The organism is Agrobacterium sp. SUL3 (genome assembly GCF_001263295.1).
In the GTDB taxonomy this organism is placed as follows: domain Bacteria; phylum Pseudomonadota; class Alphaproteobacteria; order Rhizobiales; family Rhizobiaceae; genus Agrobacterium; species Agrobacterium tomkonis.
This window is the reverse complement of the sequence record NZ_KQ414500.1, coordinates 48,813-63,805: the sequence shown is the minus strand read 5'-3', so window position 1 is coordinate 63,805 and position 14,993 is coordinate 48,813. Positions and strand designations below refer to the sequence as shown.

At 58.5% G+C, this 14,993-nt stretch carries 14 protein-coding genes and 1 tRNA gene; 10 read left to right on the top strand and 5 right to left on the bottom strand.

The features are described 5' to 3' along the window. Positions 1-103 precede the first annotated feature (103 nt). A complete protein-coding gene (locus AKG12_RS07600; protein WP_052818400.1) occupies positions 104-976 on the top strand; it encodes an ATP-binding protein in 873 nt (290 codons plus the stop codon). Positions 977-1,317: 341 nt separating this feature from the next. After that, positions 1,318-2,508 (top strand): formaldehyde dehydrogenase, glutathione-independent, encoded by a 1,191-nt coding sequence (gene fdhA / locus AKG12_RS07595; protein WP_046800115.1) that lies wholly within the window; start codon positions 1,318-1,320, stop codon positions 2,506-2,508. Between the two features lie 94 nt (positions 2,509-2,602). On the opposite strand, the gene AKG12_RS07590 is transcribed toward fdhA, so the two are convergent. Beyond that, positions 2,603-3,262 carry a TetR/AcrR family transcriptional regulator gene (locus tag AKG12_RS07590; protein ID WP_052818399.1) on the bottom strand — a complete coding sequence of 220 codons (660 nt, stop codon included), beginning with the start codon at positions 3,260-3,262 and terminating at the stop codon, positions 2,603-2,605. 111 nt (positions 3,263-3,373) lie between these two features. Between AKG12_RS07590 and AKG12_RS07585 the strand changes: the two genes are divergently transcribed. Further along, entirely contained in the window at positions 3,374-4,747 is a 1,374-nt protein-coding gene (locus AKG12_RS07585; protein WP_052818398.1) for a cytochrome P450, read from the top strand. A gap of 69 nt (positions 4,748-4,816) precedes the next feature. Here AKG12_RS07585 and AKG12_RS07580 read toward each other — a convergent pair whose 3' ends face one another. From AKG12_RS07580 to AKG12_RS07570, 3 genes are all read right to left on the bottom strand, one after another. Beyond that, on the bottom strand, positions 4,817-5,020 hold the full coding sequence (locus AKG12_RS07580) for a DUF3126 family protein (RefSeq protein WP_003502851.1): 204 nt from the start codon (positions 5,018-5,020) through the stop codon (positions 4,817-4,819). Positions 5,021-5,140: 120 nt separating this feature from the next. Beyond that, positions 5,141-5,965, bottom strand: coding sequence for a serine O-acetyltransferase (cysE, locus tag AKG12_RS07575; protein WP_046800091.1), 825 nt, complete (start codon positions 5,963-5,965; stop codon positions 5,141-5,143). A 200-nt stretch (positions 5,966-6,165) separates the two neighbouring features. Then, entirely contained in the window at positions 6,166-6,942 is a 777-nt protein-coding gene (locus AKG12_RS07570) for an alpha/beta fold hydrolase (protein WP_052818594.1), read from the bottom strand. Positions 6,943-7,112: 170 nt separating this feature from the next. Here AKG12_RS07570 and AKG12_RS07565 point away from each other — a divergent pair, with 170 nt between their 5' ends. Both AKG12_RS07565 and AKG12_RS07560 read left to right on the top strand, forming a co-directional pair. After that, positions 7,113-7,358 carry a zinc-finger domain-containing protein gene (locus AKG12_RS07565; protein WP_046800090.1) on the top strand — a complete coding sequence of 82 codons (246 nt, stop codon included), beginning with the start codon at positions 7,113-7,115 and terminating at the stop codon, positions 7,356-7,358. A gap of 28 nt (positions 7,359-7,386) precedes the next feature. Then, the gene (locus AKG12_RS07560) at positions 7,387-8,568 is read left to right on the top strand and encodes an FAD-dependent monooxygenase (protein ID WP_046800089.1); all 1,182 of its coding nucleotides are present in this window, start codon (positions 7,387-7,389) and stop codon (positions 8,566-8,568) included. A gap of 14 nt (positions 8,569-8,582) precedes the next feature. Here AKG12_RS07560 and AKG12_RS07555 read toward each other — a convergent pair whose 3' ends face one another. Then, positions 8,583-9,770, bottom strand: coding sequence for a cystathionine beta-lyase (locus AKG12_RS07555; RefSeq protein WP_046800088.1), 1,188 nt, complete (start codon positions 9,768-9,770; stop codon positions 8,583-8,585). Positions 9,771-10,145: 375 nt separating this feature from the next. Here AKG12_RS07555 and AKG12_RS07550 point away from each other — a divergent pair, with 375 nt between their 5' ends. The 5 genes from AKG12_RS07550 (at position 10,146) to AKG12_RS07530 (ending at position 14,914) form a co-directional block, all read left to right on the top strand. Continuing rightward, positions 10,146-11,168, top strand: a complete 1,023-nt coding sequence (locus AKG12_RS07550; RefSeq protein WP_046800087.1) for an amino acid ABC transporter substrate-binding protein — start codon at positions 10,146-10,148, stop codon at positions 11,166-11,168. Positions 11,169-11,277: 109 nt separating this feature from the next. Then, the gene (locus tag AKG12_RS07545) at positions 11,278-12,474 is read left to right on the top strand and encodes an amino acid ABC transporter permease (RefSeq protein ID WP_052818397.1); all 1,197 of its coding nucleotides are present in this window, start codon (positions 11,278-11,280) and stop codon (positions 12,472-12,474) included. A 3-nt stretch (positions 12,475-12,477) separates the two neighbouring features. Beyond that, the gene (locus AKG12_RS07540; RefSeq protein ID WP_046800085.1) at positions 12,478-13,635 is read left to right on the top strand and encodes an amino acid ABC transporter permease; all 1,158 of its coding nucleotides are present in this window, start codon (positions 12,478-12,480) and stop codon (positions 13,633-13,635) included. Positions 13,636-13,646: 11 nt separating this feature from the next. Next, positions 13,647-14,420 carry an amino acid ABC transporter ATP-binding protein gene (locus AKG12_RS07535; RefSeq protein ID WP_046800084.1) on the top strand — a complete coding sequence of 258 codons (774 nt, stop codon included), beginning with the start codon at positions 13,647-13,649 and terminating at the stop codon, positions 14,418-14,420. Positions 14,421-14,839: 419 nt separating this feature from the next. Further along, positions 14,840-14,914 (top strand) — tRNA-Glu (locus AKG12_RS07530). Positions 14,915-14,993: the final 79 nt, after the last annotated feature.

Here is a 14,993-nt window from a genome sequence, read left to right as displayed (position 1 = left end):
CGCCGTACCGATTCCGGACCTCTTAACCTTTATGGGCCGGAAACGCCATGCTAGGCCGGTCGCAAAACAGAGTTTTGAACACCAGACAAGCGGAAGAAACACCATGATTCGAGAAGAAACAGCCACCCTGCTTCTTGCCGAACTGCGCCGGCTGAACGTTGCCGTGGAGCGGCTGGCCGGCCCGGCCCCCGCCGTAAACGACTGGAATGCGGCCGATTGTTTTGTCTGGTCGCCGGTCAATTCCTTCCTGCAACCGGTCCCCCGCCCCAACCGCATCGCGCTCAAACTCATTCGCGGCGTCGATCATGTGCGTGACATCCTGCATGAAAACACCTTGCGTTTCGCCGATGGTTTTCCCGCCAACAACGTGCTGCTGTGGGGCGCACGCGGCATGGGCAAGTCCTCACTGGTCAAGGCGGTTCACGAAGATGTGCGCACTGCAAGCGGCGTTCCCCTGAAACTGGTGGAAGTGCACCGTGAGGATATCCACACCCTGCCCGCTTTGCTCGACATACTGAAAATCTCGGATCAGCGCGTCATCCTGTTCTGCGACGATCTCTCCTTCGATCACGACGACACGGCCTACAAATCGCTGAAGGCGGCGCTCGATGGTGGTATCGAAGGGCGGCCGGATAATGTCCTGTTCTATGCGACCTCCAACCGCCGCCATCTGCTGCCACGACACATGATGGAAAACGAACAATCGACCGCCATCAACCCGTCGGAAGCGGTAGAGGAAAAAGTCTCTCTGTCCGATCGCTTCGGCCTGTGGCTCGGCTTCCATAAATGCGGCCAGGAAGACTATCTGACGATGATCGACAGCTATGCCGAACACTTCGATCTGGGACTGGATCGGCAAACCCTGCATCACGAAGCGCTGGAATGGGCGACCACCCGTGGCGGCCGCTCCGGCCGCGTTGCGTGGCAATATATTCAGGACGCCGCCGGCCGCTTGAGGAAATCCATCGACCGATAACGCGACAGTGACGGCTGGCGAAAGCCGGTGTCGTTACGGCCACAAAGCGTGTCGTATTTCCGAACGACAAGCCGCGCCCCGCATGGTTTGCTGCTGCCATCCGGTTCCGCTTCGAATTTCGAGGTGGAACAGTCGGAACACCGGCGAAATGCCGGTGGCTGCGGCGGGCGGTGATCGGGAGGCAGGCTGCGTCTTTTATCGACACGCAACCATTCCCCTTTCCATCCCTTCGCCGAAAAATTCCGCTCGAACCGGACACCGGTTCAGGCGCGTATTTCGACGATATCCTGTCCGCGGAGGAGCGGGCCGGCATTGGCTTTCAACCCGAGGAGGAGATGGATATGAGCAGGAACAGAGGCGTCGTTTACCTGAAGCCCGGACAGGTCGAGGTCCGCGACATCGACGACCCCAAGCTTGAGGCGCCGGATGGCCGCCGTATCGAACACGGCGTTATTCTCAAGGTGATTTCCACCAATATCTGCGGCTCCGACCAGCACATGGTGCGCGGCCGCACCACGGCCATGCCGGGCCTCGTCCTTGGCCACGAAATCACCGGCGAAGTCATCGAAAAGGGCGTCGATGTCGAGATGCTCGAAATCGGCGACATCGTCTCGGTGCCGTTCAACGTTGCCTGCGGCCGTTGCCGTTGCTGCAAGTCGCAGGATACCGGCGTCTGCCTGACGGTGAACCCGTCACGCGCCGGCGGCGCTTACGGTTACGTCGACATGGGCGGCTGGATCGGTGGACAGGCGCGTTATGTCACCATCCCCTATGCCGACTTCAACCTCCTGAAATTCCCCGATCGCGACAAGGCGATGTCGAAGATCCGCGACCTCACCATGCTGTCTGACATCCTGCCGACCGGCTTCCACGGCGCCGTCAAGGCGGGCGTCGGTGTCGGCTCCACGGTCTATGTCGCGGGTGCCGGCCCGGTCGGTCTTGCCGCTGCCGCCTCCGCCCGCATTCTCGGTGCGGCCGTCGTCATGGTCGGTGATTTCAACAAGGATCGTCTCGCCCACGCGGCGAGAGTCGGTTTCGAGCCAGTCGATCTTTCCAAGGGTGACCGGCTGGGCGACATGATTGCCGAAATCGTCGGCACCAACGAAGTCGACAGCGCCATCGACGCCGTCGGTTTCGAGGCACGCGGCCATTCCGGCGGCGAACAGCCGGCCATCGTTCTCAACCAGATGATGGAAATCACCCGCGCCGCCGGCTCTATCGGCATCCCCGGCCTCTACGTCACCGAAGATCCCGGCGCGGTTGATAATGCAGCAAAGCAGGGCGCCCTGTCCCTGCGTTTTGGCCTCGGTTGGGCAAAGGCGCAATCCTTCCACACCGGCCAGACGCCGGTGTTGAAATATAACCGCCAGCTCATGCAGGCGATCCTGCATGACCGCCTGCCCATCGCCGACATCGTCAATGCCAAGATCATCGCGCTCGACGATGCCGTGCAGGGGTATGAAAGCTTCGACCAGGGCGCGGCAACCAAGTTCGTCCTCGACCCGCACGGCGATCTGTTGAAAGCGGCCTGACGCCTCAATCAACAGGCCAGAATGATAAACGCCCGCGACACATCCCGTCGCGGGCGTTTTTTTGCATGACCAAACATGTCTCCAGCCGGAGATATTATTCTTCGCTCTCGGCAAGCGCTTCAAGCTCGGCTGCCGCCTCAGCGGAAAGGTAAGGCCTGAAGAGGCTGGAGACCTGCTGCAGCCCCCAATCCAGCTGCTGCGGTCCGAATTCGCTGACGCCTTCCTGAAGATTGAGATAAGCCGCCCAATAGGTGGAGACGATCCACAGATTGGTCAAAACCGCGTCGCGCTCGTTCTCGGGAATAGTCACCAGACCCGCATTCTGCATGCGGCCGACAATGTCGCCAACCGCCAGTCGCATCGCAGCGCTTATGGTTCTGACCGGCTCCACCAGTGATGGTGCCAGTGCGATCAGGCCGACCAGATCGCGAAACAGAAAGCGGTAATTCCACACCAGCGAGAACCATTGCCGAAGAAAACCGGCATAGGTGGCCGCCGCCGTCTCGTCTGCCCCGTCAACGGTTGCGACCAGCATCATCGCATCGGCTTCGAACCGCGCAAATAGCGCGAGAACCAGCGATTCCTTGGTGCGGAAATGATAATAAAGATTGCCCTCGTTAATATCGACCGCAAGGGCGATTTCGGCAGTCGTCACGCGATCAGGCCCGCGCCCGTTGAACAGTTCGAGGGCGGCGTCCAGAATTCTGTCGCGCGTGCGCGCTCGCGCCGGTCGCTCTGCCTCTTTGCTCTTCATCAAAATCTTGCCCCACCATTGAAACCTAAGGCATACACCCTAAATACCAAAAATAAGGTACACACCTTAACAGCAAAATCCCATTGTTCAAACGCGAATAAGGAGCTGTCGATGATCGGAACCGGCCTTCACACCCCACCCATGGACAAGACCGGGGCAGAGCCCCTGTCAAAATTTGCCATGGCGCGTCTTGCAATCTCGCTTGTCCGCAATCCGTTAAAAGCTCTACCGCCGGATATTTTCAGCGAACCGGCGGTCTTCACTCGGCTCGGCGGCGCGATGCGCGTGCATCTCGCCGATCCCGTGCTGATCCACGAGGCTCTGGTCAAAAATGCCCACGTTCTTGGCAAGGGTGAAGATGTCCGCCGGGTGCTCGGTCCCGCACTCGGTCAGGGTCTGCTGACCGCCGATGGCGACCACTGGAAATGGCAAAGGCAATCCGTCGCGGCCGCCTTCCGGCATGAAAAGCTGCTGGAATTGCTGCCGGCCATGATCGAAACGGCGCGTCGCACGCAAGTGCGCTGGCGCTCCCCTTCGACTGGCGACATCGATATCGGCCATGAGATGATGCGCACCACCTTCGACATCATCGTCGAAACCATGATGTCCGGCGGATATGGCATCGATATTGCGCGTGTCGAACAGAGCATTACCGATTATCTGAAGCCGACAGGCTGGACCTTCGCGCTCGCCATGCTGGGCGCGCCGGAATGGCTGCCCCATCCCGGCCGGCGCAAATCCCGCGCCGCCGTCGATTATCTGCGCGCCAGCCTTGCAACGGTGATTGCCGGCCGGCGGCAAAACCCCACCGACCGAACCGATCTTGTCTCCATGCTGCTGGAAGCCAAAGACCCGGAGACCGGACGCATGATGAGCGATGAGGAAATCATCGACAATCTTCTAACCTTCATCACTGCCGGCCATGAAACGACGGCGCTCGGCCTAGCCTGGACTTTCCACCTTCTGTCGCAGAACAGAGAAATTGAAAGAAAACTTGTCGAGGAGATCGAGGCCATCACCGGCGGCGAGCCTGTCGCGGCCGAACATATCGCCAACCTCACCTACACCCGACAGGTGTTTTCGGAGGCGATGCGGCTCTACCCGCCTGCCCCGGTCATCACGCGCACGGCGCTGCAGGATTTCAGGCTCGGGGAGCACGACATTGCAGCCGGAACGGTTCTTTATGTGCCGATCTATGCCGTACACCGGCACGCCGCATTGTGGGATGAACCCGAACGCTTCGACCCGTCGCGTTTCGAGCCTGAAAAGGTCAAGGCGCGTCACCGTTATGCCTATATGCCCTTCGGCGCCGGCCCGCGCGTCTGCATCGGCAATGCCTTTGCCATGATGGAGGCCGTGGCAATCCTTGCCGTTCTTCTGCAGACCGTCCATCTCGAAAACAGAACCACTGCTGCGGCGGAACCGCTGATGCGGGTGACATTGCGGCCGCAGGACCGGCTGATGATGAAGATCACGCAGCGCTAAAACAAATCGCCCGCGGTGTGATCACCGCGGGCGACTATTATTGGTGAATATGTCACCTGAGGGTGACGATCACAGATCCACGTCGAGGATCGCCATGGAGAAGTTGTACGAGCGGTCGCCGTCTTCGTCGTCGATGTAGACGACGCCGAGAAACTCTTCGCCAAGATACACTTCGGCGGAATCGTCTTTGCGCGGACGCGCCTTGACAATCATCTTCTCGTTGAAGGTGCGCTTGAAATAGGCGTCGAGTTTTTTGATTTCGTCGGCTTTCACCACTATTCTCCTGTGCGGTTCGGGTTGGGCCGCTTTTGGCATGGGACAAAGGCCAAAGTAAAGTGAAAGCGGCGCATCATCCGTGTCTTCCACACGGACGAGCGCAATATTCACGACCTGTCAGATATCGGCCCCGATAACCTGGTCCATCAGACGCGAGGGTTCCGAACACCCTGCTTCTCCCACCACGCGCGCCGGAACACCGGCCACGGTGGTCTTCGGCGGAACCGGTTTCAGCACCACCGAACCAGCGGCGATGCGCGAGCAGCTGCCGATCTCGATATTGCCAAGAATTTTCGCGCCCGCCCCGATCATCACGCCATTGGCGATCTTCGGATGGCGGTCCGCCCCCTCCTTGCCGGTGCCGCCGAGCGTCACGCCATGCAGGATGGAAACGTTGTCGCCGATAACTGCGGTCTCACCAACCACCAGTCCGGTGGCATGATCGAGGAAGATGCCCTTGCCGATACGCGCGGCCGGATTGATATCCGTCTGGAAAATGCTCGATGAGCGGCTTTGCAGGTAAAACGCGAAATCCCGGCGGCCCTTCGCAAGCAGCCAATGCGCAAGGCGATGGGTCTGGATGGCATGGAAGCCCTTGAAATAAAGCAGCGGCTCCATGAAGCGCGTGCAGGCCGGGTCGCGATCATAAACGGCCTGGATATCGACACGCAGCACGCTGCCCCATTCCGGCCAGTCATCCAGCATGTCCTGGAAGGTCTGGCGCAGAAGCACGGCCTGCATGTCGGGATGATCGAGGAGTTCGCAGATACGATAGATCACACATTCTTCGAGAGACCGGTGATTGAGGATCGTCGAATAAAGAAAAGCGGAAAGCAGCGGGTCCTGAGCTGCGGCGCTACGCGCTTCATGCAGCAGGCTGCCCCAGATCGGATCGACGATCGCCAGCTGTTCGGGCTGACGGGCCTCGGTACGTGCGACCATGAATGGTCTCCTCGTTTGCAGTGGTCGTTCTTTATACAGAAAAAGACGTGCATTAGAAATGGGATTCGAATGACGACTTTAAAGACGGCAAAGCTTCAGTTTTTCTTCATGCAGCATGAAAAACCGTTTCTTGCCGTCCTGAGCGTCGCCGCATTTCCGCACGAAAAACCGGGCTCCGCATTTCCTGGAAATTCTCCAGATCAAAGCGAGCGGTAAAATTCCAGCACCGCCGCCTTGAACACCCGGTCTCCAACGGCCAGCATATGGTCGCGGCCGGGAATGTCGATTGCCCGCGCATGCGGCATGATCGCGGCGAGTTCCGCGCCCGATCCGGCAATATCGTCGTTCGTTCCGACCGCAATCAATGTGGGTGCATCGATCTTTACCGCCTGTTCAGGCGTAACAAGAACCCGCGACGTTTCGATACAGGCGGCAAGCGCCAGCCGGTCGCTTTTCGTCTGGTCGGCGAAAGCACGGAACATGCGGCCGCGCTCATGGGTAACGACATCAAGCGAAGGTGCGAGAAGCGCCTCGGCGATCGGATCCCAGTCGCCCACGCCTTCAACCATGCCGATGCCGAGCCCACCGAATACCAGCGAGCGGACACGCTCAGGATGGGCCATGGCAAGGAAGGCAGAAATGCGCGCACCCATGGAATAACCCATCACATGCGCTTCCGCGATGCCGAGATGATTGAGCAGCGCCACCGCGTCCCCCGCCATGACGGGCGGATAATAGGCGTCGGGATCATGCGGCTTGTCGCTTGCGCCATGGCCGCGATTGTCGATGGCGATCACCCGGTAGCCCCCTTCCCCCAGCGTCTTCAACCAGCCGGGATGCACCCAGTTGACATTGGCGCTGGAGGCAAAGCCGTGGATCAGCAAAACCGGATCACCCGCCGGATCGCCCTCATCGAAATAAGCAAGGCGCAGGCCGTCATGGGAAAAATCTGAAAATTGCGGCAGGTTGAGATTCATCAAGGACATCCTTTTTGCCGGACCATATGGCAGGAAAGCACAAGATTGAACATGTTTTCCTGACGATTTTTATGGAGATGCAATGCGTTTGAGGCTACATATCCGCAACGAAGAGCCGTTGCGCGACGACGGATTGCGGCTCGATAACGATATTGCATTTGGAGACGAACATGGCCGGGCATTCCATTCCCCACTTCCAGAACGATGGCGGACACAGCGTAATCGAGATCGGCGTCAAGGAATTCATGTGCACCGGCGCTTCCGTGCCTTACGATCACCCGCATATCTTCATCGATATGGGCGACGACAACGAGAAGGTCTGTTCCTACTGCTCCACCCTTTTCCGCTACAATCCGTCGCTGAAGGCCGAGCAGACCAACCCTCCGGGCTGCGTCTTCCATGTGAAGGCCGCCTGACCTCCACTTTTGCTGATCGGGGCGCATCATGCCCATAAAATCCGTAGCCATTGTCGGTGCCGGCATCGCCGGTCTCACCGCTGCCCTTTCTTTTGCCCGGCACGGTATCGATTGTGACATCATCGAGCAGGCAGGCGAGCTGACGGAAGTCGGCGCCGGCCTGCAACTCTCCCCCAACGCCGCCCGCATTCTCGCCGAACTCGGCGTAATGCCCGAGATCGAGGCGCGCTGGACCGAGCCGGTCAGCGTCGATCTCGCCTCCGGCAAGTCACTGGCCACGCTATTGTCGCTGCCAATGGGCGCGGTGGCCCGCACACGCTGGGGCGCACCCTATGGCGTGCTTCACCGATCGACGCTGCAAAGCGCGCTTCTGAATGCGGTAAAGGATAATCCGCTCTGCCGCCTGCATCTCGGCAAGCGCATCGAAAGCGCAACGGTCGATGTTATCGCCGCAACCACGTTCCGCGATCACGATCTGATCGTTGGTGCCGACGGCGTCTGGTCGGCGGCCCGTTTTGCCGTGCCTTCCGCGCCGACAGCCACCTTTTCCGGCAACATTGCCTGGCGTTTCACGGTCAGCGAAAACGACGTCCCACCCGCCATCAATAAAAGCGCCGTCACGGCCTATCTCGGTTCGGGCGGCCATGTCGTCGCCTATCCGCTGAAGGAAGTCGGCGGTTTCAACATCGTCGCCATCGCGCTTGGCACCGATCCCGGCGCGACATGGCGGGCAGAATCGAGCGGACGGCAGAAAGCCATGCTGCTCGAACAGTTTCGCGGCTGGAGCCCGGATTTGCTGCGGCTGCTGGAAAAGGCTGAGAACCCCACCTTTTGGCCGCTCTATCAGGCCGGCCCCGGACGCTGGCATAATGGCCGCGATACGGTACTGATCGGCGATGCGGCCCACGCCATGATGCCCTTCGCCGCACAGGGCGCCGCCATGGCGATAGAGGATGCGTTTGAACTTGCGGGAACAATGGCAGGCAGCGGCGGTGGAGCCTCCCTGCCCCTGCCGCAAGCCCTCGCCGCCTTCGAGGCTCTGCGCCTGCCGCGCATAGATAAGGCCCGCAAGCGGGCCTCTCTCAATCGTTTTGCCTATCATGCGAAAGGCCCGGTCCGAATTGCCAGGGACTTCGTATTTTCCACACGGCCCTCAGAGGCGTTCCTCAGCGATTTCGACTGGCTCTACGGCTATCACGCAAAGGGCTAAGCGTTGGGGACTGATTAGACCCCAGCCGCGGCTGCGAATCCGACTTCTAGGTCGTTTTTCAGATCGGCTATGTCTTCAAGCCCGATCTGCAGGCGGATGACCGGCCCCTCCGACGGCCCCTTCGCAATAGTCCTGTCGATGAGCGACACCGAAACCGCAAGCGATTCGTACCCGCCCCAGGAATAGCCAAGCCCGAAGAAGGTCAAGGCATCGAGGAAGGCGGCTGCCGCCTGCTTGTATTTGCCCTCTTCCGCCTTCAAGACGAAGGAGAAGACGCCGCTCGCGCCCTTGAAATCGCGCTTCCACATTTCATGCCCGGCAAAGCTCGGCAAGGCCGGATGCAGAACACGCACGACGTCGTCACGGCTTTCCAGCCATTGGGCGATATCGAGTGCGCTCTTCTGATGGTGCTCCAGCCTGATGCCCATGGTGCGCATGCCACGCAGGATCTGGTAGGCGTCATCGGAGGTGACGCAGATGCCGAGATTGGTGTTTGCCTGGTAAAGCGCCTTCCAGTGCTTTTCATTGGCCGAGACGAAGCCCATCAGTACATCGGAATGACCCGAGGGATATTTGGTGGCGGCGTGAATGGAAATATCGACACCGAAATCAAGCGGCTTGAAATAAAGCGGTGTCGCCCAGGTATTGTCCATCGTGACCACGCAGTCATGCCTGTGAGCGATCTCCGTGATCACCCGGACATCCTGAATCTCGAAGGTATTGGAACCCGGAGCTTCCAGATGCACGAGTTTCGTATTCGGCCGGATCAGCGCCTCGATGCCAGCCCCGATTGCGGGATCGTAATATTCGATCTCCACACCGAGCTTCTTCAGCATCGTGTTGCAGAAGCGGCGTGTGGGGAAATAAACCGAATCGACGACAAGCGCGTGATCGCCCGCACCGAGATAGGCAAGGAACGGCACGGTGATCGCCGCAAGGCCCGACGGCACGAGGATAGTTCCGAACGAACCTTCCAGCTCGTTGACGAGATTGCACAGCGCGTCCGTCGTCGGCGTGCCGTGTGTGCCGTAGGTGTATTTCTGGTTTTCAGTCGAAAGCGTTTCCGCGTCGGGAAAAAGCACGGTCGAGCCGCGTACGATGGGCGGATTGACGAAACCGAAACAGTCCGCGGGATCATTGCCGCCATGGGTCAGGCGCGTATTCACACCTGCGGCGGAAAGCAGGTCATTTGTCTTGGTCATTTCAGATCAGCTTTCGAAGAATATTGACGCGTGCGACAATGCTGAGAGCCAGAGGCAAGGTCAAGCCCCGTAAGGTCACGCGGGATGGGTCGATTGATCCATCGTGAAACAGAATACAAGAAGTATACAAAAATCGTGCAAGTGCAAATTTCCGCAAAAATATGCTTATATTTTCACCCTTTGCACACTTCACGACCAAAATTCCGAAAATTCCGTTTTATAGGCACAATTATCGTCGGCATGTCTTGACCCCGCTGCCAATTGCGATTGTGATAGAAAAAGCGGATCGAAAAGATCTCGCTGAGGGGGGAGCTGGGGTAAAACAAACATGCCGGTCCCCTTGCTATTGACGATAACAAACAAAGGTTGGGAAAAATGAAAAAGGCAATTCTGTCAGCCGCTATCGGCGCAGCAGTTTTGGGAGGAGCCTCGGTCGCTTCAGCTGCGACGCTTCAGGACGTGAAGGGAAAAGGTTTCGTCACCTGCGGCGTAAGCGCCGGCATTCCGGGATTTTCCAATCCCGATGACAAGGGCGAATGGTCCGGCATCGACGTGGACTATTGCCGTGGTATTGCCACAGCGGTTTTCGGTGACCCTTCCAAGGCGAAGTTTGTCGCTCTTTCGAGCAAGGACCGCTTTCCGGCTCTCCAGTCCGGCGAAGTCGACGTTCTGACCCGTAACACCACCTGGACGATCAGCCGCGACACCTCTCTCGGCTTCAACTTCCGTACCGTCAACTATTATGACGGCCAGGGCTTCATCGCCAAGAAGGGCCTCAACGTGAAGTCCGCGCTTGAGCTTTCCGGCGCCGCCGTCTGCGTTCAGACCGGCACGACCACCGAGCTCAATCTCGCCGACTATTTCAAGACCAACAATCTGCAATACAACCCGGTCGTTTTCGAAAAGGAAGCCGACGCAACCTCTGCCTATGATTCCGGCCGTTGCGACGTCTACACCACCGACCAGTCCGGTCTCTATGCTATCCGCCTGAAGCTGAAGAACCCGGAAGACAACATCGTTCTTCCGGAAGTCATCTCCAAGGAGCCGCTCGGACCGGCCGTTCGTCAGGGTGACGACCAGTGGTTCGACATCGTGACCTGGGTTCACTACGCCATGGTCAATGCAGAAGAACTGGGCATCACATCCAAGAACGTCGATGAGCAGAAGTCCAGCGCCAATCCGGATATCAAGCGTCTGCTCGGCACCGAAGAAGGCACCAAGATCGGTACCGACCTCGGCGTAACCAACGACTGGGCCTACAACATCGTCAAGCTGGTGGGTAACTACGGCGAAGTCTTCGACCGCAACGTCGGTGCCGGCTCGCCGCTGAAGATCGAGCGTGGCCAGAACGCGCTGTGGACCAAGGGCGGCCTGCAATACGCACCGCCGGTCCGTTGATCGACCCCATCATCGGCTAGATCATGACAGGAGGCTGGGCAACGCCCGGCCTCCATTTTAAAATTATATAAATAAGCTCGCAAAGAGCATATAAAAGGGAAAGGTGCCTATGGCAGGCAACGCGGTCAGTTCGCAACGATCGCGCGCGCAAAGCGCGTCGTCACTTATCAACGATCCACGCATACGCGGAATTTTCTATCAGGTTGTGACAGTCGTCATCCTGACCGCCTTCGTCTGGATCATCGTGACGAATACGATCACCAATCTTCAACGGTCCAACATTTCATCCGGCTTCGGCTTCCTCAACGGAAGAGCCGGCTTCGATATCGGCCAGTCGCTGATCGCTTATACCAGCGACGCGACCTATGGCCGGGCGCTGCTCGTTGGCATTCTCAACACGATCCAGGTTGCATTTTTTGGCATCATCGCCGCCTCGATCATCGGTTTCATCGTCGGCATCGCCCGGCTTTCCAGCAACTGGCTGATTTCGAAGCTCGCGCAGGCCTATGTGGAAATCTTCCGCAACATCCCGCCGCTGCTCGTTATCTTCTTCTGGTACAAGGGCGTCATCTCCGTTCTGCCGCAGGCGCGCGATTCACTGGAGCTGCCGCTTGGAAGCTATCTCAACAATCGCGGCTTCTTCTTTCCCAAGCCGCTCTGGGGAGAAGGCACCTGGCTGATACCACTCGCCTTTCTGGTGGCAATCGTCATCAGCTTTTTCGTTTATCGCTGGGCAAAGGCGAGACAGGAACAAACCGGCCAGCAATTCCGCACCGGCATCACCGCCACACTTCTCATCATCGGCCTTCCGGCCGCGACATTTCTGGCGCTCGGTTCACCGCTGACATTCGACTTCCCGATTGCCGGGCGGTTCAACCTGTCGGGCGGCGCGGTCGTTGCACCTGAATTCATGTCGCTGTTCCTGGCGCTTTCCTTCTACACCGCCTCCTTCATCGCCGAAATCGTTCGCGGCGGCATCAAGGCCGTGGCGAAGGGCCAGACGGAAGCTGCGGAAGCACTGGGGCTGCGTTCCAGCACGACGACACGTCTGATCATCGTGCCGCAGGCAATGCGTATCATCATCCCGCCGCTGACGAGCCAGTATCTCAACCTGACGAAGAACTCCTCGCTTGCGGTCGCGGTCGGCTTTGCCGACATCGTCTCCGTCGGCGGCACGATCCTCAACCAGACGGGTCAGGCAGTCGAAGTCGTCGCGATCTGGCTGGTCATCTATCTCTCGCTGTCCCTGCTCACGGCCGTGGTCATGAACTGGTTCAACGCGAAAATGGCGCTGGTGGAGAGATAATCGATGACATTAAGCAATCACGCTTTTGTGCGACAGACCATCGAGGACGCCAGACCCGCTCCTTCGAGCGCCGTCGGCTTCGGTCATTGGCTGCGCACCAAACTTTTCGCCACACCGAAGGACACCGTCCTTACGGTTCTCGCCCTCGCCTTTCTGGCCTACCTTCTGCCACCGGTGGTGAAGTGGCTGTTCATCGATGCCGTGTGGACCGGCAGCGATCGTATCGCCTGCCTTACCGCTTCTCAGGGCGGCGCGCTTCCGGACGGTCAGTCCGGGGCATGCTGGGCTTTCGTATCGGCCAAGCTCGGACAGTTCATCTTTGGCCGTTATCCGCTTGACGAGCGCTGGCGTCCCATCCTCGTGATGGTGACGTTCGCCATCCTGCTGGTGCCGATGCTCATCCCGAAAGCGCCGTTCAAGCGCCTCAATGCGCTGGTGCTTTTCATCATCCTGCCCTTCATTGCGTTTTTCCTGCTCATCGGCGGCGTCTTCGGCCTGCCGAAGGTGGAAACGCAGCTGTGGGGCGGCCTGATGGTAACGCTCATCCTGTCATTCTTCGGAATAACGGTATCCCTGCCCTTCGGCATTCTTCTGGCGCTCGGCCGCCGGTCGAACCTGCCGGTCATCAAGATGCTCTGCGTGCTCTTCATCGAAGTCATCAGAGGCATTCCGCTGATCACCGTGCTGTTCTTCGCCAGCATCATGCTGCCGCTGTTCCTGCCCGATGGCTGGACCTTCGACAAGTTCCTGCGCGCGCTGGTCGGTGTCTCGCTGTTCTCCTCGGCCTATATGGCGGAGGTGATCCGCGGCGGCCTGCAGGCCATTCCGAAGGGGCAATATGAAGGGGCGGATTCGCTCGGCCTGAACTACTGGCAGAAAACGAGACTGATCGTGCTGCCGCAGGCGCTGAAGCTGGTCATTCCCGGCATCGTCAACACCTTCATCGGGCTTTTCAAGGACACGTCACTGGTCTCGATCATCGGCATGTTCGACCTGCTCGGCATTGTCACACTCAACCAATCGGATGCGAACTGGGCGACACCCGTCACCGCCATGACTGGATATATTTTCGCAGGCTTCGTATTCTGGATATTCTGCTTCGGCATGTCGCGTTATTCGCTGTTCATGGAACGGCACCTCGACACCGGGCATAAACGATAAGGGACGCTCAAATGGCAGAAAACCAAGCAAAAAAACTGGCCGTCTCGACAACGGACGTGGCAATCGAAATCACCGGCATGAACAAGTGGTATGGCGATTTCCACGTATTGCGCGACATCAACCTGAAAGTGATGAAGGGCGAGCGCATCGTCATCGCCGGCCCTTCGGGATCGGGCAAATCGACCATGATCCGCTGCATCAACCGGCTGGAAGAACACCAGTCGGGCTCGATCCAGGTTGATGGCATCGAACTGACCAACGACCTGAAGAAGATCGATGAAGTCCGTCGCGAAGTTGGCATGGTGTTCCAGCACTTCAACCTCTTCCCGCACCTCACCATCCTCGAAAACTGCACGCTGGCGCCGATCTGGGTTCGCAAGATGCCCAAGAAGGAAGCGGAAGAAGTGGCGATGCACTATCTGAAGCGCGTCAAGATCCCCGAGCAGGCCCACAAATACCCGGGCCAGCTTTCCGGCGGCCAGCAGCAGCGTGTGGCGATTGCCCGCTCGCTGTGCATGAAGCCGAAGATCATGCTGTTCGATGAGCCAACCTCTGCGCTCGACCCGGAAATGGTGAAAGAAGTGCTCGACACCATGGTCGGCCTTGCCGAAGACGGCATGACCATGCTGTGCGTAACTCACGAAATGGGTTTCGCCCGCCAGGTCGCCAACCGCGTCATCTTCATGGATCAGGGCCAGATCGTCGAACAGAATTCGCCGGCCGAGTTCTTCGACAATCCGCAGCACGAACGTACACGCCTGTTCCTCAGCCAGATCCTGCACTGAGACTGCAATCAGCAACGCATTATCCAACGGGGCCGTTTCGGCCCCGTTTTTTGTTGCAGGGACAATGCGCCACACACCCGTCATCCTCACCCTTGAGGCGAAGATTCATGGGCGGCCGAAGAGTGGATTCTCGCCTCAAGGGCGAGGATGACGGTAAAGGTGTTCTACCTTATGACTTCGTCACGGTTCGATTCCAGTCCAGCCAACAACCGCGCTGAATCGTCATCTCGCGGCCTGCCTCCCGAGCGAAAGGCCTCGAAAGCAGCAATACTCAGACGCTTTAACCATTTGTTACGAAACAAGAATCCTTGCTTTCCAAGCTTTCTGGCGGCCATTGTCATTTTTTTGTCAAATCATGCATTTTTCCGCTTGCAGACCTTCGGGAGCCTGACTATAAGGGCGCCACACCACAAGCGCACGCGCCCTTCGTCTATCGGTTAGGACGTCAGATTTTCATTCTGAAAAGAGGGGTTCGACTCCCCTAGGGCGTGCCACTTGCCTTCGTGTTATCCCCCATCAAAAATACACAGATACTCTTCACGCCTACGAATTCGTCGCAGGCGATAGTTGCGT

What these genes read in the sequence shown, in the direction of transcription:
- AKG12_RS07600 (WP_052818400.1), top strand. Translation starts at nt 104, where the DNA reads ATGATTCGAGAAGAAACAGCCACCCTGCTTCTTGCCGAACTGCGCCGG.
- fdhA (WP_046800115.1), top strand. Translation starts at nt 1,318, where the DNA reads ATGAGCAGGAACAGAGGCGTCGTTTACCTGAAGCCCGGACAGGTCGAG.
- AKG12_RS07590 (WP_052818399.1), bottom strand. Translation starts at nt 3,262, where the DNA reads ATGAAGAGCAAAGAGGCAGAGCGACCGGCGCGAGCGCGCACGCGCGAC.
- AKG12_RS07585 (WP_052818398.1), top strand. Translation starts at nt 3,374, where the DNA reads ATGATCGGAACCGGCCTTCACACCCCACCCATGGACAAGACCGGGGCA.
- cysE (WP_046800091.1), bottom strand. Translation starts at nt 5,965, where the DNA reads ATGGTCGCACGTACCGAGGCCCGTCAGCCCGAACAGCTGGCGATCGTC.
- AKG12_RS07570 (WP_052818594.1), bottom strand. Translation starts at nt 6,942, where the DNA reads ATGAATCTCAACCTGCCGCAATTTTCAGATTTTTCCCATGACGGCCTG.
- AKG12_RS07565 (WP_046800090.1), top strand. Translation starts at nt 7,113, where the DNA reads ATGGCCGGGCATTCCATTCCCCACTTCCAGAACGATGGCGGACACAGC.
- AKG12_RS07560 (WP_046800089.1), top strand. Translation starts at nt 7,387, where the DNA reads ATGCCCATAAAATCCGTAGCCATTGTCGGTGCCGGCATCGCCGGTCTC.
- AKG12_RS07555 (WP_046800088.1), bottom strand. Translation starts at nt 9,770, where the DNA reads ATGACCAAGACAAATGACCTGCTTTCCGCCGCAGGTGTGAATACGCGC.
- AKG12_RS07550 (WP_046800087.1), top strand. Translation starts at nt 10,146, where the DNA reads ATGAAAAAGGCAATTCTGTCAGCCGCTATCGGCGCAGCAGTTTTGGGA.
- AKG12_RS07545 (WP_052818397.1), top strand. Translation starts at nt 11,278, where the DNA reads ATGGCAGGCAACGCGGTCAGTTCGCAACGATCGCGCGCGCAAAGCGCG.
- AKG12_RS07540 (WP_046800085.1), top strand. Translation starts at nt 12,478, where the DNA reads ATGACATTAAGCAATCACGCTTTTGTGCGACAGACCATCGAGGACGCC.
- AKG12_RS07535 (WP_046800084.1), top strand. Translation starts at nt 13,647, where the DNA reads ATGGCAGAAAACCAAGCAAAAAAACTGGCCGTCTCGACAACGGACGTG.